Annotated in this window: 24 protein-coding genes and 1 tRNA gene; 4 read left to right on the forward strand and 21 right to left on the reverse strand. The window is 73.7% G+C overall.

Going from position 1 to position 24096, the window contains the following annotated elements; all coding sequences use genetic code 11:
* Positions 1 to 2 precede the first annotated feature (2 nt).
* The 12 genes from O7625_RS22560 to O7625_RS22615 all read right to left on the reverse strand — a co-directional run bounded on the left by O7625_RS22560 (position 3) and on the right by O7625_RS22615 (position 9759).
* Complete coding sequence (locus O7625_RS22560; RefSeq protein ID WP_282341297.1) at positions 3 to 1196, reverse strand: nitric oxide synthase oxygenase; 1194 nt, start codon at positions 1194 to 1196, stop codon at positions 3 to 5.
* A gap of 404 nt (positions 1197 to 1600) precedes the next feature.
* On the reverse strand, positions 1601 to 2221 hold the full coding sequence (locus O7625_RS22565; RefSeq protein ID WP_282341299.1) for a MerR family transcriptional regulator: 621 nt from the start codon (positions 2219 to 2221) through the stop codon (positions 1601 to 1603).
* Positions 2222 to 2418: 197 nt separating this feature from the next.
* Entirely contained in the window at positions 2419 to 2883 is a 465-nt protein-coding gene (locus O7625_RS22570) for a bifunctional nuclease family protein (protein ID WP_067311512.1), read from the reverse strand.
* A 196-nt stretch (positions 2884 to 3079) separates the two neighbouring features.
* The gene (locus tag O7625_RS22575; RefSeq protein WP_282347065.1) at positions 3080 to 3775 is read right to left on the reverse strand and encodes a MerR family transcriptional regulator; all 696 of its coding nucleotides are present in this window, start codon (positions 3773 to 3775) and stop codon (positions 3080 to 3082) included.
* A gap of 50 nt (positions 3776 to 3825) precedes the next feature.
* Entirely contained in the window at positions 3826 to 4278 is a 453-nt protein-coding gene (locus tag O7625_RS22580) for an FHA domain-containing protein (RefSeq protein WP_067311506.1), read from the reverse strand.
* 221 nt (positions 4279 to 4499) lie between these two features.
* On the reverse strand, positions 4500 to 4880 hold the full coding sequence (gene gcvH / locus O7625_RS22585; RefSeq protein WP_067311550.1) for a glycine cleavage system protein GcvH: 381 nt from the start codon (positions 4878 to 4880) through the stop codon (positions 4500 to 4502).
* A gap of 54 nt (positions 4881 to 4934) precedes the next feature.
* Positions 4935 to 5906 carry a DUF881 domain-containing protein gene (locus O7625_RS22590; protein WP_282341302.1) on the reverse strand — a complete coding sequence of 324 codons (972 nt, stop codon included), beginning with the start codon at positions 5904 to 5906 and terminating at the stop codon, positions 4935 to 4937.
* 9 nt (positions 5907 to 5915) lie between these two features.
* Complete coding sequence (locus O7625_RS22595) at positions 5916 to 6248, reverse strand: small basic family protein (protein WP_067311500.1); 333 nt, start codon at positions 6246 to 6248, stop codon at positions 5916 to 5918.
* A complete protein-coding gene (locus O7625_RS22600) occupies positions 6245 to 7165 on the reverse strand; it encodes a DUF881 domain-containing protein (RefSeq protein ID WP_067311493.1) in 921 nt (306 codons plus the stop codon). Before O7625_RS22600 ends, O7625_RS22595 begins: the two co-directional genes overlap by 4 nt.
* The gene (locus O7625_RS22605; RefSeq protein ID WP_282341306.1) at positions 7162 to 7797 is read right to left on the reverse strand and encodes a CDP-alcohol phosphatidyltransferase family protein; all 636 of its coding nucleotides are present in this window, start codon (positions 7795 to 7797) and stop codon (positions 7162 to 7164) included. Before O7625_RS22605 ends, O7625_RS22600 begins: the two co-directional genes overlap by 4 nt.
* A gap of 277 nt (positions 7798 to 8074) precedes the next feature.
* The gene (locus O7625_RS22610) at positions 8075 to 8545 is read right to left on the reverse strand and encodes a MarR family transcriptional regulator (protein ID WP_282341308.1); all 471 of its coding nucleotides are present in this window, start codon (positions 8543 to 8545) and stop codon (positions 8075 to 8077) included.
* A gap of 47 nt (positions 8546 to 8592) precedes the next feature.
* Positions 8593 to 9759 (reverse strand): PP2C family protein-serine/threonine phosphatase, encoded by a 1167-nt coding sequence (locus tag O7625_RS22615; RefSeq protein WP_067311478.1) that lies wholly within the window; start codon positions 9757 to 9759, stop codon positions 8593 to 8595.
* A 193-nt stretch (positions 9760 to 9952) separates the two neighbouring features.
* Here O7625_RS22615 and O7625_RS22620 point away from each other — a divergent pair, with 193 nt between their 5' ends.
* Together O7625_RS22620 and O7625_RS22625 are read left to right on the forward strand one after the other, a co-directional pair.
* Positions 9953 to 10870, forward strand: coding sequence for a universal stress protein (locus O7625_RS22620; RefSeq protein WP_282341309.1), 918 nt, complete (start codon positions 9953 to 9955; stop codon positions 10868 to 10870).
* A 552-nt stretch (positions 10871 to 11422) separates the two neighbouring features.
* Entirely contained in the window at positions 11423 to 12079 is a 657-nt protein-coding gene (locus O7625_RS22625) for a hypothetical protein (protein ID WP_067313142.1), read from the forward strand.
* Positions 12080 to 12104: 25 nt separating this feature from the next.
* On the opposite strand, the gene O7625_RS22630 is transcribed toward O7625_RS22625, so the two are convergent.
* The 8 genes from O7625_RS22630 to fdh all read right to left on the reverse strand — a co-directional run bounded on the left by O7625_RS22630 (position 12105) and on the right by fdh (position 21570).
* The gene (locus O7625_RS22630; protein ID WP_067313147.1) at positions 12105 to 12263 is read right to left on the reverse strand and encodes an amidophosphoribosyltransferase; all 159 of its coding nucleotides are present in this window, start codon (positions 12261 to 12263) and stop codon (positions 12105 to 12107) included.
* Between the two features lie 141 nt (positions 12264 to 12404).
* Positions 12405 to 12602, reverse strand: coding sequence for a hypothetical protein (locus O7625_RS22635; RefSeq protein ID WP_067313116.1), 198 nt, complete (start codon positions 12600 to 12602; stop codon positions 12405 to 12407).
* A gap of 73 nt (positions 12603 to 12675) precedes the next feature.
* A complete protein-coding gene (gene selB / locus O7625_RS22640) occupies positions 12676 to 14433 on the reverse strand; it encodes a selenocysteine-specific translation elongation factor (protein WP_282341311.1) in 1758 nt (585 codons plus the stop codon).
* A gap of 1 nt (position 14434) precedes the next feature.
* Positions 14435 to 15733, reverse strand: a complete 1299-nt coding sequence (gene selA, locus O7625_RS22645) for an L-seryl-tRNA(Sec) selenium transferase (RefSeq protein ID WP_282341313.1) — start codon at positions 15731 to 15733, stop codon at positions 14435 to 14437.
* Positions 15734 to 15755: 22 nt separating this feature from the next.
* A tRNA-Sec gene (locus O7625_RS22650) sits at positions 15756 to 15851 on the reverse strand.
* A gap of 73 nt (positions 15852 to 15924) precedes the next feature.
* Positions 15925 to 17142 carry an NrfD/PsrC family molybdoenzyme membrane anchor subunit gene (nrfD, locus tag O7625_RS22655; RefSeq protein ID WP_282341315.1) on the reverse strand — a complete coding sequence of 406 codons (1218 nt, stop codon included), beginning with the start codon at positions 17140 to 17142 and terminating at the stop codon, positions 15925 to 15927.
* Positions 17139 to 18272 (reverse strand): 4Fe-4S dicluster domain-containing protein, encoded by a 1134-nt coding sequence (locus O7625_RS22660; protein WP_282341316.1) that lies wholly within the window; start codon positions 18270 to 18272, stop codon positions 17139 to 17141. Before O7625_RS22660 ends, nrfD begins: the two co-directional genes overlap by 4 nt.
* Positions 18265 to 21570, reverse strand: a complete 3306-nt coding sequence (fdh, locus tag O7625_RS22665; RefSeq protein WP_282341318.1) for a formate dehydrogenase — start codon at positions 21568 to 21570, stop codon at positions 18265 to 18267. Before fdh ends, O7625_RS22660 begins: the two co-directional genes overlap by 8 nt.
* Before the next feature lie 378 nt (positions 21571 to 21948).
* Between fdh and O7625_RS22670 the strand changes: the two genes are divergently transcribed.
* Both O7625_RS22670 and O7625_RS22675 read left to right on the forward strand, forming a co-directional pair.
* A complete protein-coding gene (locus tag O7625_RS22670; RefSeq protein ID WP_282341320.1) occupies positions 21949 to 22278 on the forward strand; it encodes a hypothetical protein in 330 nt (109 codons plus the stop codon).
* Complete coding sequence (locus O7625_RS22675; protein ID WP_067313132.1) at positions 22275 to 22928, forward strand: nucleotidyl transferase AbiEii/AbiGii toxin family protein; 654 nt, start codon at positions 22275 to 22277, stop codon at positions 22926 to 22928. Before O7625_RS22670 ends, O7625_RS22675 begins: the two co-directional genes overlap by 4 nt.
* Positions 22929 to 22992: 64 nt before the next feature.
* On the opposite strand, the gene O7625_RS22680 is transcribed toward O7625_RS22675, so the two are convergent.
* Complete coding sequence (locus tag O7625_RS22680; RefSeq protein ID WP_282341323.1) at positions 22993 to 23895, reverse strand: SDR family oxidoreductase; 903 nt, start codon at positions 23893 to 23895, stop codon at positions 22993 to 22995.
* Positions 23896 to 24096 lie beyond the last annotated feature (201 nt).

Raw genomic sequence — 24096 nt, forward strand, 5'->3', positions numbered from 1 at the left:
CCTCAGTCCTCCTGCGCGCGGGCCATGGCGTGACGCTCACGCAACGTCATCTCCACCACACCATCCGGTTCGTACGCGCGGTCAGTCTGCCAGAGATTCGGATTCGGAACCCGGGTGTCGTAGTAGCGGTGGTGCACCGCATGCAACGCCGCCCACCCCACACTTCCGTTGAGCCACGACCAGTCACCGTGCACCGGCCGACCCGCCCGCTCCTCCTGCGCACAGAACTTCATGAACAACTCCGACTCGGTGTGCGGATCGGACACCCGCACCCCCGCCACCCGGAACGAGTGCAACACCGCCTGGTTCAACACCAACGCCGCATGCTCCCGCCAGAGGGTGTCCTCCCGCGACGTGTCCAACCCCAACCCCGCCGCCACCACCGGCAACTGGTCGTAGCGGTCCCGGTCGCCCATGTTGCGGGTGCCGATCTCGTCACCCAGATAGTGACCGTTGAACGGCGCGCAACTGTAGTCGACCCCGCCGATACGCAGACGCATGTTACTGATCACCGGCAACGCATGCCACCGCAGCATCAGGTCCGCGAACCACGGATGGTCCGGATGGCTCAACGCCACCTCCCGCACCAGCTCCCGCGGCACCTCCCACACCGTCGGCGACTCGTGCGCCGTCTCGATCACCCACGGCACCAGGTCGAACCGCCCCGGCACCGGCGGCGGACGCCACCCCAACCGCCGCGCCGCCAGGACCATCCCCACCTGCCCCGGATCCCCCAACACCGACCCGTCACCCCGCGGATGACCGCAGTACCGCACCAGCTGGTCGTTCCAGATCCGCGCCCGCGGCCCCACCCCCGGCCGGTCCGGCGCGAACACCGTGATCACCGACTGGATCCGGCCACCGTTGTCCCCCGCCGCCAGATGCGCCGCCAACTCCTCCGCGACACCCGCCGCCGTCGTCACGTGCCGACGGTCCCGCACCCGCAACCCCGCCCACCGCACCCGCCCCACACACCGCGCCGACTGCCGCCACGCCACCCGCGCCCCGTACACCAGCTCCTCCCGCGTGTGCCGGTACGAACCGGTCAACGCGATCTCCTCACGCACCTCCGCCAGCCGCGCCGCCAACCCCGGCACCCGCTGCTCGGCGTGGAACGCGTCGAGGAACTCCACCGCCTCCGCCGCCACGTCCGCACCGGTACCGGCCGGCTCACCCGGAGGCGGCGGGGCGGTCACCGGACAACGTGGCCCGACAGCGTGCTCGGCGACGGCACCGCCGACCCGCCCGGAGCCCAGGCCGACATAGTGATCAGTGTGCACTTCGGTTCGTTTCCCGTCCTCGGCGCGACCGCGGCTGCGATCCCCGCACCATGGTCCACGCATCAGCTCGACGCCACCACCAACAGTCACTCACCGTGACCGACCGGTGTCCTAGGTGATCGCCCTGGACAGGATTCCTGGCACCACCACCGCTGTCAACACCACGAACCGCACCGTAAACGTCCATCCTGGACAACCACCCACCCGCCGACCCGACAACAACCGCCCAGGTCACGACGCACGTCGATACGACACCTGCCAGTACCCGCAGACGACAGCGCCGCGGCCGGAATCCGGCCGCGGCGTCCCACCCACCCCGATCAACCCGCTCTACGCCGCGCCCGCCGCGCCGCCAACTCGTCACCCACCACACCGGACGACGGACCCTCCGCAGCCCCCTCCACCCCCTCGGAAACCGCCACCCCAACACCAGCCACCGCCGGCTCCGCCGGCAGATGCGACAACGAACCCTGGATCTCCTTGAACGCCCCACCGATCGCGATCCCGAACACCCCCTGGCCCCCCTGCAACAGGTCGACCACCTCCTCCGGAGACCGGCACTCGTACACCGTCGTCCCGTCCGAGATCAGCGTGATCCCCGCCAGGTCCTCCACCCCCCGCGACCGCAACGCCTCGATCGCCTTACGGATGTTCTGCAACGACACCCCGGCATCCAACAACCGCTTGACGACCTTCAACACCACCAGGTCCCGGAACGAGTACAGCCGCGACGTCCCCGAACCCGACGCGTCCCGCACACTCGGCACCACCAGCGTCGTCCGCGCCCAGTAGTCCAACTGGCGGTAACTGATCCCCACCGCGTGACACGCCGTCACGCCCCGGTAGCCGACCGCACCATCACCGTCCACCGGCACCGACGACGACCCCACCGGCGACTCGCCCCGCTCCACAACTGGCTCAGGATCCCGCGGCTCGTGCATCCCGACAACCTCCCCGTCAGTGCGGCGACACGCCGTTTCCCACGACGTGCACCCCTCGACACGGCAACACTAACGCCGCACCCAGGGGTTACCACGGAGAAACCGCCGCGACACGCCGCGCGACGAGCGGCCCGGGTCGCCCGGCCAGCACCGGGCGACGACACACCACACCACCGGCACCGCCACCAGGCCCACGATCAGCCGGCGAAATCCTCCGGACGCACCTGCTCCAGGAACTCCCGGAACTTCTCCACCTCGTCCTCCTGCTCGTCGGGAATCACGATCCCCGCCTCACCGAGGACCTGCTCCGCACAACGAATAGGCGCACCCACCCGCAACGCCAACGCGATCGAATCACTCGGCCGGGCGGACACCCGCACCCCGTCACCCAGCAACAGATCAGCGTAGAAGACGTTCTCCTTCAACTCGGTGATCTCCACCGCCTGCAACGGCGCCTTCAACGCCGCCAGCACGTCCCGCAACAGATCATGCGTCAACGGCCGGGCCGGCTTGACCCCCTGCTGCTCGTAGGCGATCGCCGTGGCTTCCACCGCACCGATCCAGATCGGCAGATAGCGGTCACCCTCGACCTCCCTGAGCAGGACGATCGGCTGGTTGCTGGGCAACTCCACCCGAACCCCGACCACGCTCAGCTCGCGCACCGCCGCCTCCGTGTCGTTGTCACCTACACCCGCACCGCGCCCTGTCCCTGCACGGTACACGGACCTCGACCCGGCCGCCCCACCCGCACCAGCACAGCAACCGCGCCGCAGAAGGGTTACCCCGGCAAGCGTACGACACGCTTCCCGGGGCAGAACCTTCCGCACACACCACACCGCCGGCACCCGGGGGCCACCCTCACCGACCCAACGTCGACCGCAACCCCACCCGCACCAACGCCGCATGCAACTGCTGCGACAACGCCACCAACTCCCGCGCCGTCTCCGCCGCCCGCGCCCGCGCCGCCGGATCCGACTGCCGCGCCAACGGCGCCACCAACTGCGCGAACAGACCGATCTCACGATCCGCCGACGACCGGTAACCCCGCAGATGCCGAGGCTCCAACCCGTACGCCGCCAACCCCGCCACCGCCTGCGCGATGATCAACGCATCCGCGTCGTACCACCCCGGCGGATCCGGCACCAACACACCCAGCCGCTCCAGCTCACCCAACGTCGACTCGGCGATCCCGCTCCGCGCCACCAGATCGGCCCGCCCGAGCCGCACCGGCGACTCAGGCTCCTCCACCGACCGGCCCGGCACCTCACCACCAGGACCCACCGCCACCAACGTCGGCCGCTGCCGCCCCGACGCCCCGTCGTCACCGTCCCACTGCGCCAACTGCTCACGGATCACCCGCAACGGCAGATACTGGTCCCGCTGCGCCGTCAGCACGAACCGCAACCGGGACACGTCGTCCCAGCTGTACTTCCGGTAACCCGCCGCCGTCCGCTGCGGCTCCACCAGGCCCTCGGCCTCAAGGAACCGCAGCTTCGAAATCGTCACGTCCGGAAACTCCACCCGCAGCTGACCCAACACCTCACCGATACTCATCAGCGGGTGCGACCGGGCCGCCCCGGACGGCATGGAGGCCGCAGGCTCGTTCACCCCCGGCCGGCCTCCTCCTCCGGGCGAGGACCGGCGATGAAGACCACCCGGAACTTACCGATCTGCACCTCGTCGCCATTGCTCAACGTGGCCGCCTCGACCCGCTCCCGGTTCACGTAGGTGCCGTTCAGGCTCCCCACGTCCCGCACCGTGAACGTCCCCGAATCCCGATGGAACTCCGCATGCCGCCGGGACACCGTCACATCATCGAGGAAGATGTCGCTGTCCGGATGCCGTCCACTCGTCGTCACATCGTGGTCCAACAGGAACCGGGCACCCGCATTCGGGCCCCGACGAACCACCAGCAGCGCCATACCCGGCGGCAGCGAGCCGGACATCCGACTCGGCACCACATCGGTGTCCGGACCCTCCAGCACTTCGTCCAGCGAACCGAGATTGAGCGTCGAAGTGACGTCGAGCGGGGGGAACTCGTCGCCTGGGCGCGTCATGGGACCACCTCACGGATCAGTTCGGTCAGCGTCAGGAAGACGGCGGGTATGGCCGCCGGGCAGAACACACACCCGGCGGCTGGCTCCCCGTGCCCAGGTAGGCAATCACCCGACGCACAACCATTTTGGGGTTCTCGGTCGACTGGGCGAGCCTAGCCAGCGCCGAAATGCAGGGCAACCGGACGCGCGGAGAACATCACCCGCGCCCGGCACGACACCACTCAGCTCTCGGTGAGCTCACGGTACGCGTCAGCGGACAACAAACCCTCCACCGCCGCCGGATCCGCCGGCGCTATCTCCACCAACCAGCCAGCGCCGTACGGATCCGAATTGATCACCTCAGGTGAATCACCCAACGCCTCGTTCCGCGCCGTCACCGTGCCACCCACCGGCGCGTAGATCTCCGACACGCTCTTGGTCGACTCGATCTCACCCAACGACTCACCGGCCGCCACCACTGCACCGGAGTCCGGCAGCTGGACGAACACGATGTCACCCAGCGCATCCTGCGCGAAATGGGTGATACCGACCCGGACGGTGCCACCCTCGACACCCACCACCCACTCGTGCTCGGCGGTGTAACGCAGATCCTCAGGAATCACCAGCGCGTCCCTCATCCATCGGTGCACCGGGACCACCCGGCGCGGCCGCGCCGGTCAGGAGACCGGACGGGCGTGTTCCAGCTTCAACGGCGCGTGCAGCGCCGAAACCTCGGCAACCTCACGATCCTCGACGCTCACGTTACCGCCGTCACCGCGAACCGATGCGGCCACCCCGCCCGGAATGTTCAACGCGGTACGCATCGTCTCCGGATCCCCGATCACCGTGATCGTGAACGGACCCGTCAACGCCCGCCCGTCCACCACCAACACGTCCCCCGGCCCGTCCAGGAAGTACGTCGAAGCGATGATCCGCGCCGACGCCCGATCCCCACCCGAGATCTGCATCGCCTCCGCGCCCGCACCCCGCAACTCCTGCACCGCGTCCAACACCCGGTCCGCCCGGATCGGCTTACCGCCCGGCTCGAACCGCACCGCCAGACCCGGCCCCCGCGCCGGCAACGTCCCCGCCAGGATGCCCAGCTCGTCGGCCCGCTTCGTCGCCTCCTCCAACGCCGCCTGCCGACCCTGCTCCCCCGAACGCAACTGCCGCTGACTGTCCTCCAGCGCCTCGATGTCCTGCTGCAGCCGCTTCTCCCGGGAATCCAGATCCGAGAAGATCCGCACCAGGTCCTCCTGCCGGGTCGCCGCCAGCGTCGGATCCGTCGAGGTGGTCTTCAACTGCACCACCAACGTGAAACCCAGCAACGCCAACAACGCCGCGATCATCACCGTCGCCGAGGACACCTTCCGACCCGCGACCCCCGACCCGGCCGGCGACGGCGACGCGGCGGACTCCGACGACCGCTCCCCGGACGCCGACGCCACCTCCGCCAGATTCACCGTCGCGCCGTCGTCGTCACCGGACTCCACCGGGACGTCCGACGCCGGCACGTCCGGCACCAACGGACTCAACTCGTCCGCGTCCGGCGCGTCCGGCGCGTCCGGACGCGGATCCGGCTCACCCGCCGGCACCGGCACCGCCGGCTGCGGCCACCCGGTACCCGTCTCCCGATGCTCGTCGCTCACGCCACCAACCTACGCCCGGAACAGGTGCCGGCGGATCGCCGCCACGTTTCCGAAGATCCGCACACCCAACACGACCACCACCCCCGTGGACAACTGGCCACCCACCCCCAACTGGTCACCCAGATACACGATCAACCCGGCCACCAGCACGTTCGAGATGAACGACACCACGAACTGCTTGTCGTCGAAGATCCGGTCCAACTTCGCCCGCACCCCACCGAACACCGCGTCGAGCGCGGCCACCACCGCGATCGGCAGATACGGCTGCAACGCCGCCGGCACCGTCGGATCCAGGTAGATCCCCAGCACCACACCGGCGAGCAACGCCAACACGGCGATCATCGGACACCTCCGGAGGGGCTGGAAGACGGACCGGACGAACCCGGACCCGCCGGCGACGGACTCGGACTGACCGACGGCTCCGCGTAGCGTAGCCGCGGCTCCGGAGCAGCCGGCAGCGTGAGGTCGTCCACCTCGCGGACCTCGAACGACAGCCCGGTGTCCCGGGCCACCCGACGCATCAGATACGCCGACCGGCTGTCGTCGAACCGGTCCCGCAACGACCGCGGCCCGATCGCCGACACCTCGTACGGGCTCGTCACCGGACGGAAGTCCACCAGGATCGCCGCCCCCGCCGACCGGATGGTCGACGTCGCCGTCAACCGCTGACCGTTGATCGAGATCGCCTCCGCGCCCGCGGCCCACAGGTCATTCGCGATCTTCTGCAGATCCGAGTAGATCACCCGCGACGGCCCGGCCCCCGAATCGCCGCCCACCGCACCGTCGTCCGACGCGGGCGCGTCGGCCAACCGCACCACCACCCCGTCACCCCGCACCCGACCGAGCCCCGTACCGGCCTCCAGGTTGCGCAACCGGGCCGCCTGCGAGCCGCTCAACGCCGCGTCCCGCTGCCGACCGACCTCCTCGCGCAGCCGTCCGGCCCGCGCGGTCATCGCATCGGTCTCCGCTTCCCGCTGCTTGATCTGCGTGACCAACGCGGCCCGCGCCTGACTCCGGCTCGGCTCGTCGGCCATCGTCTCCCGGTAGGCCACCGCGAACAGGAAACCCACCGCGGCCACCACCACGACCGCCACCGCCCGCGCGGAGGCGCCCCGCCACCCGGTCGCCGCAGGGGTCTCCCGCCGCCGGGCCGCCGCGTCGGCGTAGCCCGGATCCAGCGGGTTCTGGAACAGCTCGGTGAGGAAGTCCGGGGTGAACAACCGCACCGGCGGCTTCGACCCGTCCTTCGGCGCGCTCACGTGGCGGCTCCCGGCCGCACCGCACGGACCAGCCGGGTCGCCTGCACCACGTACATCGCGCCGGCCACCCAGTAGAGCACCAGACCCCACCAGGCCAGCGCCCAACCGATCGCCCCGGCGGTCGTCGCCGTCACCGACGTGGTGGCCGCCGCCAGCAGCAGCACCGGGAAGGCGGCCAGGATCAGGAAGGTCGCGGTCTTGCCGACGTAGTGCACCGGCGGCGGGCCGTAACCGTACCGGCGCAGCACCCCCAACGAGCCGAGCAGCAGCAGCTCCCGGGCCAGCAGCGCCGCCGTGAACTGCCACGGCACCACCTCGCGGGCGGTGAAGGCGAGCAGCGTGGCGAGGATGTAGAGCCGGTCGGCCAGCGGGTCGAGCAGCTCACCGAGCCGGCTGACCTGGCCGAGCCGGCGGGCGATCCACCCGTCCACCCAGTCGGAGGTGCCGCCGGCGGCGAGCACCACGATCGCCGCCACGTCCGCCTCCACGACCAGGAACAGCCAGAGGAACACGGGTACGCCGAGCAGCCGGACGAAGCTGATCAGGTTCGGCAGCGTGAGCACCCGGTCCGTGGCGGTCACGGCACCGTCCACCGCACGCGGACGTGCCGCCCGAGCCGGCCGACGCGACACCGAACCTCCCTCCGCAGCACGCTGCCGGTGCCCGCTCGGGCACCACGGTCAGTCGTGCGCTACCGGACCGGCGGGTGCCGGCGTCTCGGTGATCCCGGGCCGGGACCTCCCCCTGATGTGGTCCGGGTGGTCGACGGCCCGGACCGGCAGCCACTATATCGGGCGCTTTCCGGTGCCCGGTGGGGTGCGCGGGTTCCGGCTGTCCGGGCGTGTTGTGTGGTGGGTCACCACCGCTAGGGCATCCTAGGACACTAGTGGAGCCGTCGTCCGGCGCGGGTCACGCGGTGCGCGCCGCCGTGTCGGCCGGCGAAGGCGAGGTCCCCGACGCCGCCGCCTGGCCGAATGCCAGCAGCGCCAGCAGCAGCTCGTGCTGGGCGCGCGGCGGCATCCGGTCCAGTACCGCCTGCACCGCCCGGTGCCGCCGTTCCCGGACCTCCCCCAGCAGGCTCACCGCCGCGGCGGTGAGCACCAACCGCACCTCACGCCGGTCCCGCGGATCGGGGGTACGGCGCAGCAGGCCGGTGGCCTCCAGCCGGTCGCAGAGCCGACTCGCCGACGACGGCACCACGTCCAGCAGCTCAGCCAGCCCGTTGACGTTCGTCTCCGGCCGGTCCCTGATCAACGCGAGCACCCGTAGCTGGGTCGGCGGCACCGTCACCTGGTGCCGCGAGGTCGCGGAATCGAGCACACCGACGAAGGCCTCGGCCGCGGCCTCGATCGCCACGGCAAGATTCGGAGGTCGATCCACCCGCTGTCCCCCGCGATTCTCCGCTGTCGTGTGTCGCTGACGGCCGATCATCGTTCGCGCCGCCCGCACCAGTCCAGGCACACGACGACGGCATCGTCACGGAGATCGGTGTCGGCATGATATGCGAACAGCTCGCGCATCACCGTACCGACCGCTTCCGGCGCCGGTTGCAACCGCGTCGAGCGCATCGCCCGGGCCATCGTCCGCTCACCGTAGGCCTCCTGGCCACCGGGTCGTGCGTCGTACACGCCGTCGCTGACCACGAAGAGGCGGTCGCCGGGCAGCAGGTCGAACTCCTGCACGGTGTACCGGGTCTCGGCGAACATGCCCAGCGGCAGCTGCTGCTCCAGGGCGATCCGCTGCACGGTGGTCCCCCGCAACCGCAGCACGCGCGGCGAACCGGCGTCCACCGCCCGGGCCCGACCGGTGGCGGTGTCCACCGACAGCAGCAACGTGGCCACGTGCCGGTCCCCCCGGTGCTGGTAGAACAGCGTGTCCGAGGCCAGTTCGGCCTGCTCCACCAGGCCACCGCCCGAACGCCGCGCGTTGCGGATGGCGTTGACGGTCAGCGCGGTGAGCATCGCGGCGGCCAGCCCCGTGCCGGCCCCGTTGAGGACGGTGAGGGTGAGCCGCCCGGGATCGACCGACCAGTCGAAGTGGTCACCGCCGACGCTGTACGCCGGCTCAAGCTGCCCGGCCAGCAGGAAGGCCTCGTCGGTGACGCTGCGCCCCGGCAGCAGGTCCCACTGCATCTCGGCGGCCATGCTCAGCCGTTCCCGACGGCGGGTGCGGCGGTACCGGTCGGTCTCCCGGTCGGCCGCCCGCAACGTGGTGGCCAGGTCGACGGCCAGGTCGGCGAGCACGTCCTGGGTCGGGCGGTCCGGGGTGTCGGTCAGCTCGACCAGGAGGACCCCGAGCCGCTCGCCCCAGACGGTCAGCGGCACCCACACCCGGCAGTGTCCGCCGTCGTGCGGGTCGAGGACCGGTTGCTGGCTGCTGAAGCAGCGCGGTGCGCCACCCTGGCCGCTGAGGGAACCGGCCGACAACTCCGGGTCGAGCACCGACCACAGCCCGCTGATCCGGTAGTCGGCCAGGAAGACGTCGACCCGCACGGCGGCGAGCACGGACCGCAGGGCCCGGTCGACGGCCTCCACCAGTCGGTCCGGTGCCGCCTCACGTAGCGCACGCGACATCGCTGCGAGCGCATCCGGCATGTGTGTTCCCCTCCGAGATTCTTGCTACAGGGCAAGCATCATACGGAGCGGTCGACCCGCTCCGGTCCGGGGCCGGGCCGGACGACCACGCCCCGCCCCGGCCGCCGCGGCGCACCTGGCCGGTGCCCGGTCGCGGTATCGGCCCGCCGGCCCCGACCGGCGGCGATACTGACGCAGGCGGGAGGTGCACGGGGTGGACTCGGCGAACGGCACGGCGGTCGTGGTGGGCGTGGACGGCTCGGAGTCGGCGCTGCGCGCCGTCCGGCTGGCCGCGGCGGAGGCGACCCGGCGGCACCTGCCGCTGCGGGTGGTGCACGCCTTCATCTGGCCCCTGCTGCGGGTGCCGGTCGACCCGGTCGCCGGGAACCCGCCCGGCGGCGGGCTACGCCGCCAGGCGGAGAAACTGGTCGAGCAGGCGGTGGCCGCCGCACGGGCGGTCGACCCGGGCCTGCCGGTGACCGGCGAGATCATCGACGGTGAGGCCAGCGCGGTGCTGCTGGGCCGGTCCCCCACCGCGGCGACGATCGTGCTGGGCGAGCGGGGCCTCGGCGGGTTCACCGCCCTGCTGGTCGGCTCGGTGGCGATCCAGGTCGCCACGCACGCCGGCTGTCCGGTGCTGGTCGCCCGGGGTGAGGAGCACGCCGGTGGCCCGGTGGTGGTCGGGGTCGACGGTTCGGCGGCCTCCCCCGCGGCGGTCGAGTACGCCGCCGCGCAGGCGTCCGCCCGGGGCGTCCGGCTGCGGGCCGTGCACGCCTACACCCATCCGGCCACCCGCCGCCCGGGGGACATCCAACCCCTGGTGTACGACGAGGCCCGGCTGCGCGACGAGGAGGCGCAGGCGCTCGCCGAGAGCCTCGCCGGGCTGGCCGAGCGCCACCCCGACGTCCCGGTGGATCCGGAGCCGGTGCCCGCCCGGCCGGTCGCCGCGCTGGTCGAGGCGTCCCGGCGGGCACAGCTGGTGGTGGTCGGCGCCCGGGGCCACGGCGAACTCGCCGGCCTGCTGCTCGGTTCGGTCAGCCACCGGGTGCTGCACCACAGCGCCTGTCCGGTCGCGGTGGTGCGCGCCCCCGGCCCGGGCCGCGACGGGACCGGGCCGGCGGTGGCCGGGTAGCCGGCCGGGCACCGCCCCGGCGGCCGACGGGGGGTGGCGGGGTAGCCGGCCCCGGCGGCCGACCGCGGACCGGGGCTCCCCGTCGCCCACCCGGGTTCCGCGCAGTGCCACCCGAGGCCCGGCAGGGTGCCGCCCGGCCCGGGTCGGTCCCGGGCCGGGCGGCAGGTCGGGCGGTCGGCGCCGCGCCGACCCGGCGGCGGCGGCGACGGTGGTGGTCAGCCCCGGTCGCTATGGTCGTCGGCGCTCGGCCGGCCCGGACCGTACGGGGAGGCCTGGCCGCGCGGTGTCCGTCGACCCCGGTCCCCCGGCGAGGTGGACCGGTGGGCGGGATGACCGGCGACGCCGGGCCCCTTGCTGTCCTGCACGGTCGCGTTGTTCCCGTCGCGCCGCATCTCGGGCTGCTGCACGTTCGTCACGGGTGTCTCCTTCCGGACCGACGGGCACGGTGCTCCGCGCCCGTTGGCGGGTTACCCGGCACCGGCGAGCGCATGCGGCCCCGGGTTGCCGGCACCGGGCAGGGCTGAGGTGCGGCAGGACGGGTACCACCAGGTGATGGGGGACGACCGCCGGGTGGCCCGGACGCTGTTGGACCGGCAGGGCCGCACCTACGCCGAGGAGGCCGGCATCACGCTGGCCGACCGGCCCGCTCCGCTGTACCAACTGCTGGTGCTCACCACGTTGCTGAGCACCCGGATCCGGGCCCGGGTCGCGGTCGCCGCCGCCCGGGAGCTGTTCGCCGCCGGCTGGCGTACCCCGCAGGCGATGGAGGCGGCCGGCTGGCAGGAGCGGGTGGACGCGCTGGGGCGCGGGCACTACCGCCGCTACGACGAGCGGACCGCGACGATGCTGGGCACCGGCGCCCGGCTGTGCCTGGAGCGCTGGCACGGTGACCTGCGACGGCTGCACCGGGAGGCCGGGGGCGAGCCGGCGGCGCTGCGGCGCCGGCTGACCGAGTTTCCCGGCATCGGCCCGACCGGGGCGGACATCTTCCTGCGGGAGGCGCAGACGGTCTGGTCGGACCTCCGCCCGTACGCCGACCGGCGCACCCTGACCGGCGCGAAGCGGCTCGGCCTACCGGCCGACCCGCACGGGCTGGCCGGGCTGGTCGCCGGGCCGGACTTCGGGCGGCTGGCGTCGGCGCTGGTCCGGGTGGCGCTCGGCGAGGAGTCGGCGGGTGAGGTGACCCGGCTGGCCACGACGCCCCGCTGACCTGCCGGGCCGGGCCGCGGACGGCTCAGTCGACCGGTTTGTTGCCCGCCGGTTTGGTCAGGTGCCAGACGAGCAGGGCGGCCAGCAGGGCCAGCAGCACCACTCCACCGGACACCCCGCCGTCGCCGGTGGAACGGCCGGTCACCCCGAAGTAGATCACCGCCAGGCCGGCGAGCACCGCCAGGAACGTCCGTACTCCTCGGTCCTTCACGTCCCGCACGGTACGAACGGAATCGTCAGGAAGCAGGCGTATCGGACGTGGTTCCCCCGTCCGGGCGACGGGTGCCGACCCGCCGGGGACTGATCCACCGCCACACCCGGCGGGTCAGACGGTCTCCAGGTCGTCCAGGGAGATCGCGTGCGTCATCAGCCAGCGGGCCAGCGCCGCCATGCCGAACAACCACAGCGGCGCGCTCTCGGTGGGGCCGTTGGTGGCGAAGATGGCGAACCGTAGGTCCGGTGCCCGGTAGGCCTCGATCCGCCAGCGATGGTTCCGGTCCCGCCAGACCGCCGAAGGGTCCATGGCGTCACGGTAGGCGACCCGGGGCCGGCGGGAGGGCGGTTCGGCACCGCACCGGCGGCCGGCGACAGGCCGGTCAGCCCGATCCGACCACCTCGCGGGCGTCGTCGGGCAGCCGACGGGTCACCCCCCGCCGGTCCAGCAGCTCCAACAACGGCACCGCCACCCGACGGGTGGTGTCCAGGGCCTGCCGGGCGGCGCTGAGGGTGAACGGCTGCGGGAGCCGGGCGAGCACCCGTACCGCCTCGTCGGCCGCGTCGGGCAGCAGCACCACGTTCTCCGCCAGCCGCAGCAGCGCGCCGGCCCGTACGGCGGCACCGACCTCGCGGGGCCCCAGTCCGAGAGCGGTGAGCCGGTCGGCCTCCGGCGCGCGGAACGGGTGGGCGGCGTACTCGCGGCGGACCCGGTCGACCGCGCCGGCCACCGGCTCGGGCAGCCCGGGGTCACCGACGCCGATCCGGCCGGCGCGCAGCGTCAACGGCGGTCGGACCAGCGCCTCCACCAGCGCCCGGTCGGGCAGGCCCAGCCGTCGCCGCAGCGCCTCCACCGGGGCTCCGGGCTCCAGGGGATGTGCGCCGGCCCAGGCGGTCACCTCCTCGACCAGCCGGACGCCGAGCTGCCGCCAGTGCCCGGGGTCGGCCAGCCAGTCCCCGACCACCGGGGCGACGTCACCGGTGACCCCCATCCGGGTCAGCTCGCCGGCCCGCACGAGCCGGCGACGACGCAGCTCCCCGGCCAGGTCGGGCCGGCCGTGCAGGCCGGTGAGGACGGCGGCGCGGGCGGCGGCGGCACCCCGGCGGGCCAGCGGCGGCGGTGCCACGTCCAGCACGGTCACCCCGCCGCAGACGTGGTGCCGGCCCGGATCCCGCAGCAGCGCCCGGTCCCCGACCAGCAGCGGCAGCGGACGGGCCAACCGCAGCCGCAGGGTGTCCCCGCCGAGCGGCCGGACCCGCGCCGGCACGGCCGCCGAGCCGATGTGCAGCGTCAACGTCGCCGGCAACTCAGCCACCGGGTCACCGGCCAACCGCACGTCGAGCAGGTCGGTGCGGCCGAACGCGTCCGGGGTGAGCAGCGCGTCGCCCCGGCCGAGCCGGTCCCGGGGCACCCCGCGCAGGTTGACCGCCACCCGGGCCACCGCCGTCACCTGCGGCTCGGCCGCCCCGAGCCGGTGCAGGCCCCGGACCCGGACCGGCTCGCCGGTGGTGGCCAGTGCCAGCTCGTCCCCGACCCGCAGCCGGCCCCCGCCGAGGGTGCCGGTGACCACCGTGCCGCTGCCCCGGATGGTGAACGCCCGGTCGATCCACAGCCGCACCGGCTGGTCGACCTGCGGCGCGGGCAACCGGCCGACCAGCCGGCCCAGGGCGGCCCGCAGCTCCGGCAGGCCGACGCCGGTGACCGCGCTGACCGCCACCGACTCCGCCGTGCCCAGCGACGTCGCCGCGAGGTGCGCGCGGGCCTGCGCCGTCGCCGGTCCGGGGTCGGCCAGGTCCGCGCGGGTCACCACCAGCAGGCCGTGCGACACCCCCAGCGCGTGCAGGGCGGCCAGGTGTTCGGCCGACTGCGGCATCCACCCCTCGTCGGCGGCCACCACGACCACCGCCGCCGGCACCGGCCCCACCCCGGCCAGCATGTTCGGCACGAACCGCTCGTGCCCCGGGACGTCCACGAAGGCGATCGTGCCGCCGGTGGGCAGGGTGGTCCAGGCGAAGCCGAGGTCGATGGTCATTCCCCGGCGGCGTTCCTCCGCCCACCGGTCCGGTTCCATCCCGGTCAACGCCCGGACCAGGGTGGACTTGCCGTGGTCCACGTGCCCGGCGGTGGCGACGACGTGCATCTCAGTCGGCCGCCCGCAGCACCGCGTCGCGCAGTGTGCCGTCGGCGGTGGCCGGTACGCAGCGCAGGTCCAGCAGGAGCCGGCCCCGGACCACCCGGCCGAGCACCGGCGGGTCGCCCCGGCGCAGCGGTGCGGCGTACCGCTCGGGCAGGCTCAGCGCCCAGGAGTCCAGCTCGACGCCGGGTGCCCCGCCCCCACCGACCACCGCGACGCTGGGCAGCACCTCGGCCTTGCAGCCCTCGGCACCGAGGGTGTCCCGCAGCCGTTCGCAGCGGTCCCGCAGCCCGGCCGGGTCGGCGTGCAGGGCGTCCCGGGTGGGGGTGGTCGGCCCGTGCAGGGTGGCCGCCAACGCGGCGAGGGTCAGCTTGTCCACCCGCAGCGCCCGGGCCAGCGGGTGCCGGCGCAGCCGGTCGACCAGGGCGGCGTCGCCGAGCAGCAGCCCGGCCTGGGGGCCGCCGAGGAGCTTGTCGCCGCTGGCGGTGACCAGGTGCGCCCCGGCCCGCAGGGTGCCCGCCGCGTCCGGCTCGGCGGGCAGCAGCGGGTCGGCGGTGAGCAGGCCGGAACCGATGTCGGCCACCACCGGCACGCCGAGGGTGGCCAGCTCGCCGACCTCGACGGCCGCGGTGAAGCCGGTGACCACGAAGTTGGACGGGTGCACCTTGAGCACGAAACCGGTGTCCGGCCCGACCGCCCGCGCGTAGTCGTCGCGGGTGGTGCGGTTGGTCGTGCCGACCTCGCGCAGCCGGGCACCGGTGCTGGCCAGCAGGTCGGGGAGGCGGAACCCGTCGCCGATCTCCACCAGCTCCCCCCGGCTGACCACGATCTCCCGGCCGGCGGCCAGCGCGGTCGCCGCGAGGACCAGGGCCGCCGCGCCGTTGTTGACCACGTGCACGGCGGCGGCGTCGGGCACCGCCGCGGCCAGCGCGGCCAGCGCGTCGCGGCCGCGGCGGGCCCGCCGACCGGTGTCCAGGTCCAGCTCCACGTCGGTGCAGCCGGCGGCGGCGACCAGCGCGTCGACGGCGGCGGCCGACAACGGGGCCCGGCCGAGGTTGGTGTGCAGCACCACCCCGGTGGCGTTGAGCACCACCCGGGGCGCCGGGGCGGACAGGGCGGCGAGGGCCGCGTCGCGGACCTGCCCGGGGGTGATCTCCCCGAGCCGGGCCCGCTGCTGGGCGCGGGTGACGGCGACCTTGACCCGGTCCCGGCCGAGGGTGGCCGCCGCGGCGGCCAGCCCGGGGTCGGCCAGCAGCACGTCGGTGCGCGGCACCCGCCGACGCGGATCGGTCGCCGCCTCACCCATGCGTGTCATCTCCCCCGGTGGTTGGCGGAGACGGACGGGAATCGAACCCGCCTGGCCCGGATCCCGGACCACACCAGCTTTGAAGGCTGGGAGGGGCACCAGCCACCTGAACGCCTCCGCCCCCGAGTCAACCACAGGGCCGCCCCGGCGGCGTGGCGAGGTGTCAGACCCGCCCCGTAGGCGACGAGGTGTCAGACCTGGCCGGCCTCGCGGCGACGGATCCGGTCCCGCTGCGGCAGCACCGTGTACTTCGGATCCCGGGCCGAGGCCACCCCGCCGTGGAAGATGCCGAACCGGGTGGCCACCGAGGCCGCCAGCAGCGCCGCGCCGGACAGTGCGGACAGTGCCCGGCTGCGCCGGCCGGCCAGCGCGCCGACCACCCCGGCGGCGGTGAGCAGCCGACCGGCGCGCAGCAGCCGGCCCGCCGTGCCCAGCCGGTAGGGCTCGCTGAGCAGGCCCAGCCGGGTCTCCACCGCGTGCGCGCCCCACAGCTCCAGCGCCGCCCCGGCCACCGCCATCCGCCGGGCCGGCCCGGCCTGCGCGCAGGGCGCGGCGAGCAACCCCACACCGGCGCCGCTGGCCAGCGCGCTGCCCGCGAAGATGGTCGGCAGCTCCGGGTACGCCTCGTGCCAGGACGGCACGGCCGTCCCGGCCAGCAGCACCCCGGTGTACGTGGCCAGCGCCGGCGCGACGGCGGCGGCGGCCAGCCCGGCGGCCTGCCCGGCCGGCGGCAGCAGTCGATGGGCCAGCCTGGACACGCCACGGTCCGGCAGTAGCCGGGCGACCTCGGCGACGGCGGCGAGCCCGGCGGCCGGTCCGTAGGCGGTGAGGATCCAGGTGCCCACCGACATCGGCGAGGTCGGTTTCGCCACCCGCAGCATGTGGTGGAACCGCGCCGGCCGCCCCAGGTCGTTGACGAGGAAGTAGGCGCTGGCGGTGACCGCGCCCAACGCGGTGGCCCGACCGGCCCGCCGCAGCGCGGGCCGGCCGGTGAGCTGCCCGCCGGCGGCCAGCAGCGACGACCCGGCGGCGAGCCCGCCGGTGAACAGGTACGCCGGGATGTCCCACCGCCACACCGGGGCCTTGAGGATCGGCCGGCCGTAGTAGGAGGTGAACTCCGCCGCCGGGACCTGCAGCTCCTCGCCGCCGCGCCCACCCCGGCCGCGCCGCCTGCGCGCCGCCGGCGGCTCGTCCCGGGGCGGTACGACCACCGGCGCGTCGGCAGCGCCCGCAGCGTCGGCCGAACCGGGGGCTCCGGCCGGGTACGCGCCGTCGGCCGGACCCCCGCCGACCTTCGCGCCGTGGCCGAGCCGGGCCGAGGACCGCTGCGGCCGGAACACACCGTCGGCCGCCAGCCGCTCGCGGAAGCCCCGGAACCGCTCCCCCACCGGCCTGCGGCCCACGCTCACGACGACCCTCCGACAAACGCGGCGACAGCCGCCGCCGTCATGGCCAGCGCGGCCAGCCCGGCCCGCCGCCACATCCTCGGCAGGTCCCGGGTGGTGACCACCGGGTCCGGCGGCAGGCCGTACACCTCGGGCTCATCGAGGAGCAGGAAGAACGCGCCGTCGCCGCCGACGCCGTCGGTCGGGTCGTGACCGTACAGCCGGGCCTGCGGCACGCCCCGGTCGTGCAGCGCGGTGACCCGCTGGGCGGCCCGCTCGCGCAGCTCGTCGAGCGGGCCGTACTGGATGGACTCGGTCGGGCAGGCCTGGGCGCAGGCCGGGGTCATGCCCGCGCCGAGCCGGTCGTAGCACAGCGTGCACTTCCACGCCCGGCCGTCGCCCCGGCGCTGGTCGATCACCCCGTAGGGGCAGGCGGAGATGCAGTAGCCGCAGCCGTTGCAGATGTCCTCCTGCACCACCACCGTGCCGAACTCGGTGCGGAACAGCGACCCGGTGGGGCAGACGTCCAGGCAGGCCGCGTGGGTGCAGTGCTTGCAGACGTCCGACATCATCAGCCAGCGGAAGTCGGTGCGGGCCTCGACGCCGGTGCCCCGGCCGGGTGGGACGGCCCCGGGCATCCCGAGGAACCGGGTGCCCGTGCCGACGGACCCACCGGCCGACCCGCCGCCGGGTGCGGTGGTCGGGGTGGTGCCGCCGGACCCGGCGGTGGTCGGGTCGGTGGTGGCGGTGGCCATCCGGGCGGCGGCGTCGACGTCGCCCGGGGGGACACCCGGGTTCGTGTCGCCGACGTTGCCGGTACCGGCGGCGACCGCCGCCGACGCCGCGGCGGCCGACCCGCCCGTCGGGGTGCCGGCGAACGGCGCGCCGCCGGGACCGGCCGGGACCGGCTGCTCGATGAAGGCCACGTGCCGCCAGGAGTTCGCGGTCAACGCGCCGGTGTTGTCGTACGACATGCCGAGCAGGTCGAAGCCGGACGCGGGGACGGCGTTCCACTCCTTGCAGGCCACCTCGCAGGCCTTGCAGCCGATGCAGACGCTGGTGTCGGTGAAGAACCCCATCCGGGGGCCGGCAGCCGTCCAGCCCGCGTCCGGGGCCGGATCGAGCGGGCCGTACAGGCTGTTGCCGTCAGGCATGGTCGGCGCCCTTCTCCCGTGGCCCGTCGTCGCTGCGGCCCGCCGGCCGGCGGACCCGGGTCGTCACCGTCGGCGGGCGTTCGCCGGGCTCGATCCCGGCCCGTCGACGGTAGTCCTCGACCAGGTCCCGCAGCGGCGGCCCGGTCGGCCGGCGGCCCGGCCGGATGTCGCAGGTACCGACCTTGCTCTCCTGGATGAGCACGTTCGGGTCCAGGGTGATGCCGAACAGGTCGTTGGCCGAGTCGCCGGTGACCAGGCCCTCGTAGCCGAAGTGGTAGGGCAGCCAGAGCTGGTGGATCACCCGGCCGTCCACCCGCAACGGGGTGAGCCGGTCGGTGACCAGCACCTTCGCCTCGATCACCGCCCGGCCGCTGATCAGGTGCGCCCACCCGAGGTGGGTCAGCCCCGCCTCGCCGGCCAGCTCCGGGGACACCTCCACGAACATCTCCGGCTGCAGCTCGGCCAGCGGACGCACCGTCCGGCTCATCGCCCCGGCGGTGTGGTGCTCGGTGAGCCGGCTGACCGTGAACACGTACGGGAACACCTGGCTGTGCTCCTGCGGCGGGCTCGGGTTCACCGAGTTCACCGGATGGGCGTAGACCTTGCGGGTCGGGTTGGCCTGCTGGCCGTAGAGCGGGTTGCGCATCGGCGACTCCGCCGGCTCGTAGTGCGTCGGCAGCGGACCGTCGAGCACCCCGCTCGGCGCGTACAGCCAGCCCTTGCCGTCGGCCTGCATGATGAACGGGTCGTCACCGGCCAGCGCCGCCGGGCCGGACGCCCCCGGCGGCGGCCGGTACGTCGGCGGCTTCGTCCGCTCGAAGTCCGGCACGTCGTAGCCGGTCCACGCGCCGGCCTGCGGATCCCACCAGACGTACCTCTTGCGTTCGCTCCACGGGCGGCCCTGCGGGTCGGCCGACGCCCGGTTGTAGAGGATGCGCCGGTTGGCCGGCCACGCCCAGCCCCACTCGGCGGCCACCCAGTTCTGCTCGTGCCGGGACCGGCGGCGGGCCGCCTGGTTGACCCCGTCGGCGTAGACGCCGGAGTAGATCCAGCAGCCGACGGCGGTGGAGCCGTCGTCCTTCGCCTCGGTGAACGAGGACAGCGGGCGGCCGGTGGCCACGTCGTAGCCGTTGATCTCGCGCAGCACCGCCTCGGCGCTCGGCTCGTCGTGCGGGCCGTGGGTGGGGTATTCCCAGGCCAGGTCGAGCAGGGCGCGGTCGCGCCGGTGCGGGGAGCCGGCCAGCTTCTCCCGCAGCCGCCGCCCGAGGTGGTAGAAGAACCACAGCTCGGAGCGGGCGTCACCCGGTGGCTCGACGGCCTTCTCCCGCCACTGCAACAGCCGTTGGGTCTGGGTGAAGGTGCCCTCCTTCTCCACGTGCGACGCGGCCGGCAGGAAGAACACCTCGGTGCGGCACTCGGTCGGGACGATCTCGCCGGTGGCCACCTCGGGGCCGTTCTTCCAGAAGGTGGCGCTCTCGATCATGAACAGGTCGCGGACCACCAGCCAGTCCAGGTTGGCCATGCCGAGCCGCTGTGCCCGCCCGTGCGCGGAGCCGACCGCCGGGTTCTGGCCGAGCAGGAAGTAGCCCTTGATCTTGCCGTCGATCATGTTCAGCACCTGCTGGTAGGTGCCGTGGTCGCCGGTCATCCGGGGCAGGTGGTCGTAGCAGAAGTCGTTCTCCGGGGTCGCCGCGTCCCCCCAGTACGCCTTGAGCAGGCTCGCCGCGTACGCCCGCGCGTCGCCCCAGAAGCCCTTCTGCCCGGGGTGCCGGATGCTGTCCACCCAGTCGTCGAAGGTCGGGTGGTCGGCGTGGTGCGGCATCGGCAGGTAACCGGGCAGCAGGTTGAACAGGGTCGGGATGTCCGTCGAGCCCTGGATGCTGGCGTGCCCGCGCAGCGCCATGATGCCGCCGCCCGGCCGGCCCATGTTGCCCAGCAGCAACTGGATGATCGCCCCGGTGCGGATGTACTGCACGCCGACGCTGTGCTGGGTCCAGCCCACCGAGTAGACCAGCGCGCCGGTGCGGTCCCGGCCGGAGTTCTCCGTCCAGGCCCGTGCCAGTTCCAGGAACTTGTCCCGGGGGATGCCGCAGACCCGCTCCACCATCTCCGGGGTGTAGCGGGCGAAGTGCCGGCGCAGGATCTGGTAGACGCAGCGCGGATGCTGGAGGGTCTCGTCCCGCTCGGTCTGCCCGTGCACCTGCGCGCCGTGCGACTCGTGCCGCAGGCCGGCCGCGTTGTCCCGTTCCTTGGCGGTGTGTCCGTTGCCGGAGTCCCGCTCGTGCCCGGCGTACTGCCAGCTGCTCTCCACGTAGCTGTCGGTGTTCGGGTCGTAGCCGGAGAACAGGCCGTCGCCGTCCTCGGTGTCGGCGAACTGCTCGCTGACGATCGTCGCCGCGTTCGTGTACGCCAGCACGTACTCCCGGAAGTCGAGTTCGTTGTCCAGGATGTAGCGCACCACCCCACCGAGCAGGGCGATGTCGGTGCCGGCCCGGATCGGCAGGTAGCTGTCGGCGACCGCGCTGGTGCGGGTGAACCGGGGATCGACGTGGAAGACCTTCGCGCCGCGCCGCTTGGCCTCCATGACCCACTGGAAGCCCACCGGGTGGGCCTCGGCCATGTTCGACCCCTGGATGACGATGACGTCAGCGTTGGCGAGGTCCTGTTGGAAGTCCGTCGCGCCACCGCGACCGAAGCTGGCCCCCAGACCGGGGACGGTGGCGGAGTGTCAAATGCGGGCCTGGTTCTCGATCTGGAGCGCCCCCATCGCGGTGAACAGCTTCTTGATGAGGTAGTTCTCCTCGTTGTCCAGCGTCGCCCCGCCCAGGCTGGAGATGCCCAGCGTGCGGTGCAGCGGCCGGCCGTCGCTGTCGACGTCCTCCCAGGTCTGCTCGCGGGCGGCGAGGACCCGGTCGGCGATCATGTCGAGCGCGGTGTCGAGGTCGAGGTCCTCCCACTCGGTGGCATACGGTCGGCGGTAGCGGACCGTGGTCTGCCGCAGCGGGCTGGTGACCAGGCTCCTGCTGGCCGAGCCCTTCGGGCAGAGCCGCCCCCGGGAGATCGGGCTGTCCGGGTCGCCCTCGATCTGGGTGACCTGACCGTCGGAGACGTACACCCGCTGCCCGCAGCCGACCGCGCAGTACGGGCAGACCGAGCGGGCCACCCGGTCGGCGGTCTCGGTGCGGGCGGTCAGCCCGGCGGAGCGGCCCGACTGCGCCGCCGCGCCCCGGCCGAGCGGGTCGGTGCCGGTGAGCTGCCGGTAGACCGGCCAGCCCGCGAGGAACGTCCGCAGACCCACCGCGCACCTCCCTCCCGGGCATGATCCGACCCTACTGAACATAGGGCAGCGCGGCGGAGGATGCGACCCGGGTGCGAGGATCTGCGCACACCGAAACGGCGCTGCCCCGACCGGGCGGGTCGGGGCAGCGCCGTATCACGGTGGCGGAGCGCCGGCATGCATGTCGCCTCTCGGCGCGTGGCGCAACGCGGCTCCAGCCGAACGGAACTCCGCGACGGCAATTCAGGTGAGGCCCGGGGACACTGGACACACCGACGCTCCTGCGGCAACGATACCGCACCCGGGGCTTCCCCGCCCCCCACGCGCCGGGCCCGCGACGGCACGGGCGCGCCGGGCGTCGCGTACCCGAGCCGGTCCGCGCGGCGTTACCCTGACACCATGCAGGCCACCCTGGCGACCGCCCACCTGGCCCGGCCGGGCCGTCCGGTGGTGGTGGCGCGCACCCTGGCGGAGCTGGCCGGTCCCACCGGCGGGGTGGTGGAGCTGCCGGTACGGCTGATGTGGAGCAGCGAACGCACCTTCGACCTGGCCGAACCGGACGACCTGCTCTGGTTGTACGAGAACGTGCTGCGGGAGACCACCCGCGCCGACGACCTGCGGGCGCTGGTCGACGGGCCGACCCTGCGCCGGGTGTGGCGACTGCTCAACCTGCCCCGCGGAGTACGCCAGGCCTGGGAGAGCCGGCACCGGGCGCTGCGCACCGCGTGACCCACCTGCACGACTTCTACCGGGAGGTCGCCCGGGTCGCCCTCACCGCGGCCGGGCGGCACCGGTTCGTGCTCGGCGGCGGGGTGGCCTGGGCGGCGCACGGCCTGGTCACCCGCCCCACCGAGGACGTCGACCTGTTCGCCGACGTGGAGGGGGCCGCCGAGGCGGCTGCCGAGGAGGTGCGCGCCGCGCTGGAGCGGGCCGGGTACACCGTCGCGGTCGCCGATCCGGACAGCGACCTCGGTGCGCTGTTCGAGGGCTTCGACCGGGACATCCGGGACTTCGTGGTCGGCCGGGGCGACCGGCGGATCCGGCTCAGCCTGGCCCGGCTCGACCGGTACCGCTCACCGGTGGTGATGGACCTCGGACCGGTGATGGACGTCCGCGACCTGATCGCCAACAAGACCGCCGCCCTGGTCAACCGGCGGGAGGCCCGCGACTACATCGACGTGGCGGCCGCGCTGGCGCACTACCCGGTCGACGCGCTGCTGGCCCTGGCCCGGCAGGTGGACCCGGCGCTGGCCGACGAGGACGTCCGGGCCGCCGGCCGCTACCTGGACCGGCTGCCGGACCGGCGGCTCGCCCGCTACGGCCTGGACCCGGCGCAGATCGCGCAGGTACGTCGCCGGCTGGCCGACTGGCCCCGCTGAACACCGCCGCCGGACCGCCCGTACGCCGGACCGGGGCGCACCCGGCCCGGCGCGGGCGGGCGGCTCACTTCGTGAACCGGCCACCGGTGACACCGAGGATCTCCCCGGTGACGTAGCTGGACTCCTGGGAGGCGAAGAAGACGTACGCCGGTGCCAGCTCGGCGGGCTGCCCGGCCCGGCCCAGCGGGGTGTCGGTGCCGAACTGCGCCACCTTCTCCTCGGGCATGGTCGCCGGGATCAGCGGCGTCCAGATCGGGCCGGGGGCGACCGCGTTGACCCGGATCCCCTGGTCGGCGAGCTGCGCGGCGAGCCCCTTGGTGAAGTTGGCGATGCCCGCCTTGGTGGTGGCGTAGTCCAGCAGCGGCGGCGACGGGTCGAACGCCTGGATGGAGGTGGTGTTGATGATCGTCGCCCCCTCCTTCAGGTGCGGCACGGCGCTGCGGCAGAGCCAGAACATGGCGTACAGGTTGGTCTTCATCACCCGGTCGAACTGCGCGGTGCTGATCGCCGTGATGCCCTCGTCCTGGGCCATCTGGTAGGCCGCGTTGTTGACCAGGATGTCCAGCCCGCCGAGGTCGGCCACCGTCCGGTCGACCAGGTCGACGCAGTGCTGCTCGTCGGTCAGGTCGGTGCGTACCGCGACACCCTTGCGGCCGGCCTCCTCGATCAGCCGGACGGTCTCCCGGGCGTCGGCGTCCTCCTCGTCGCTGAGGTAGGAGACCACCACGTCGGCGCCCTCCCGGGCGAAGGCGATCGCCACCGCCCGGCCGATGCCCGAGTCGCCGCCGGTGATCAGGGCGCGCTTGCCGACCAGCCGGTCGCTGCCCCGGTACGACGTCTCGCCGTGGTCGGGCTCAGGGTCCATCGCGCCGGTCCGGCCGGGTGCCGACTGCTGCTGGGCCGGCTGCCCGTCCTGGTGGCCGTACTGGTCGGTCGGGTCCTGCGGGGTGTACTGGTCCTGGCTCACCGTGCGGCTCCCTGCCTGGTTTCGTCCGTGCTGGGTCTCCGGCTCACCTACCCCCGGTGGTGGGGCGGAAACAACCGGGTCGGGGGCGCCGGCATGACGGCCCGGTGGCCGGCGGGTTGGGCCCGGGGAAACCGTCGCGGCCACTGTGGCAGCGGGGGCCGGCGGTGGCTATGGTGCGCAGCGGCGTCCACGAGGCGTCGA

Origin of the sequence: Micromonospora sp. WMMD714 (genome assembly GCF_029581315.1) — a bacterium.
In the GTDB taxonomy this organism is placed as follows: Bacteria; Actinomycetota; Actinomycetes; order Mycobacteriales; family Micromonosporaceae; genus Micromonospora; species Micromonospora rifamycinica.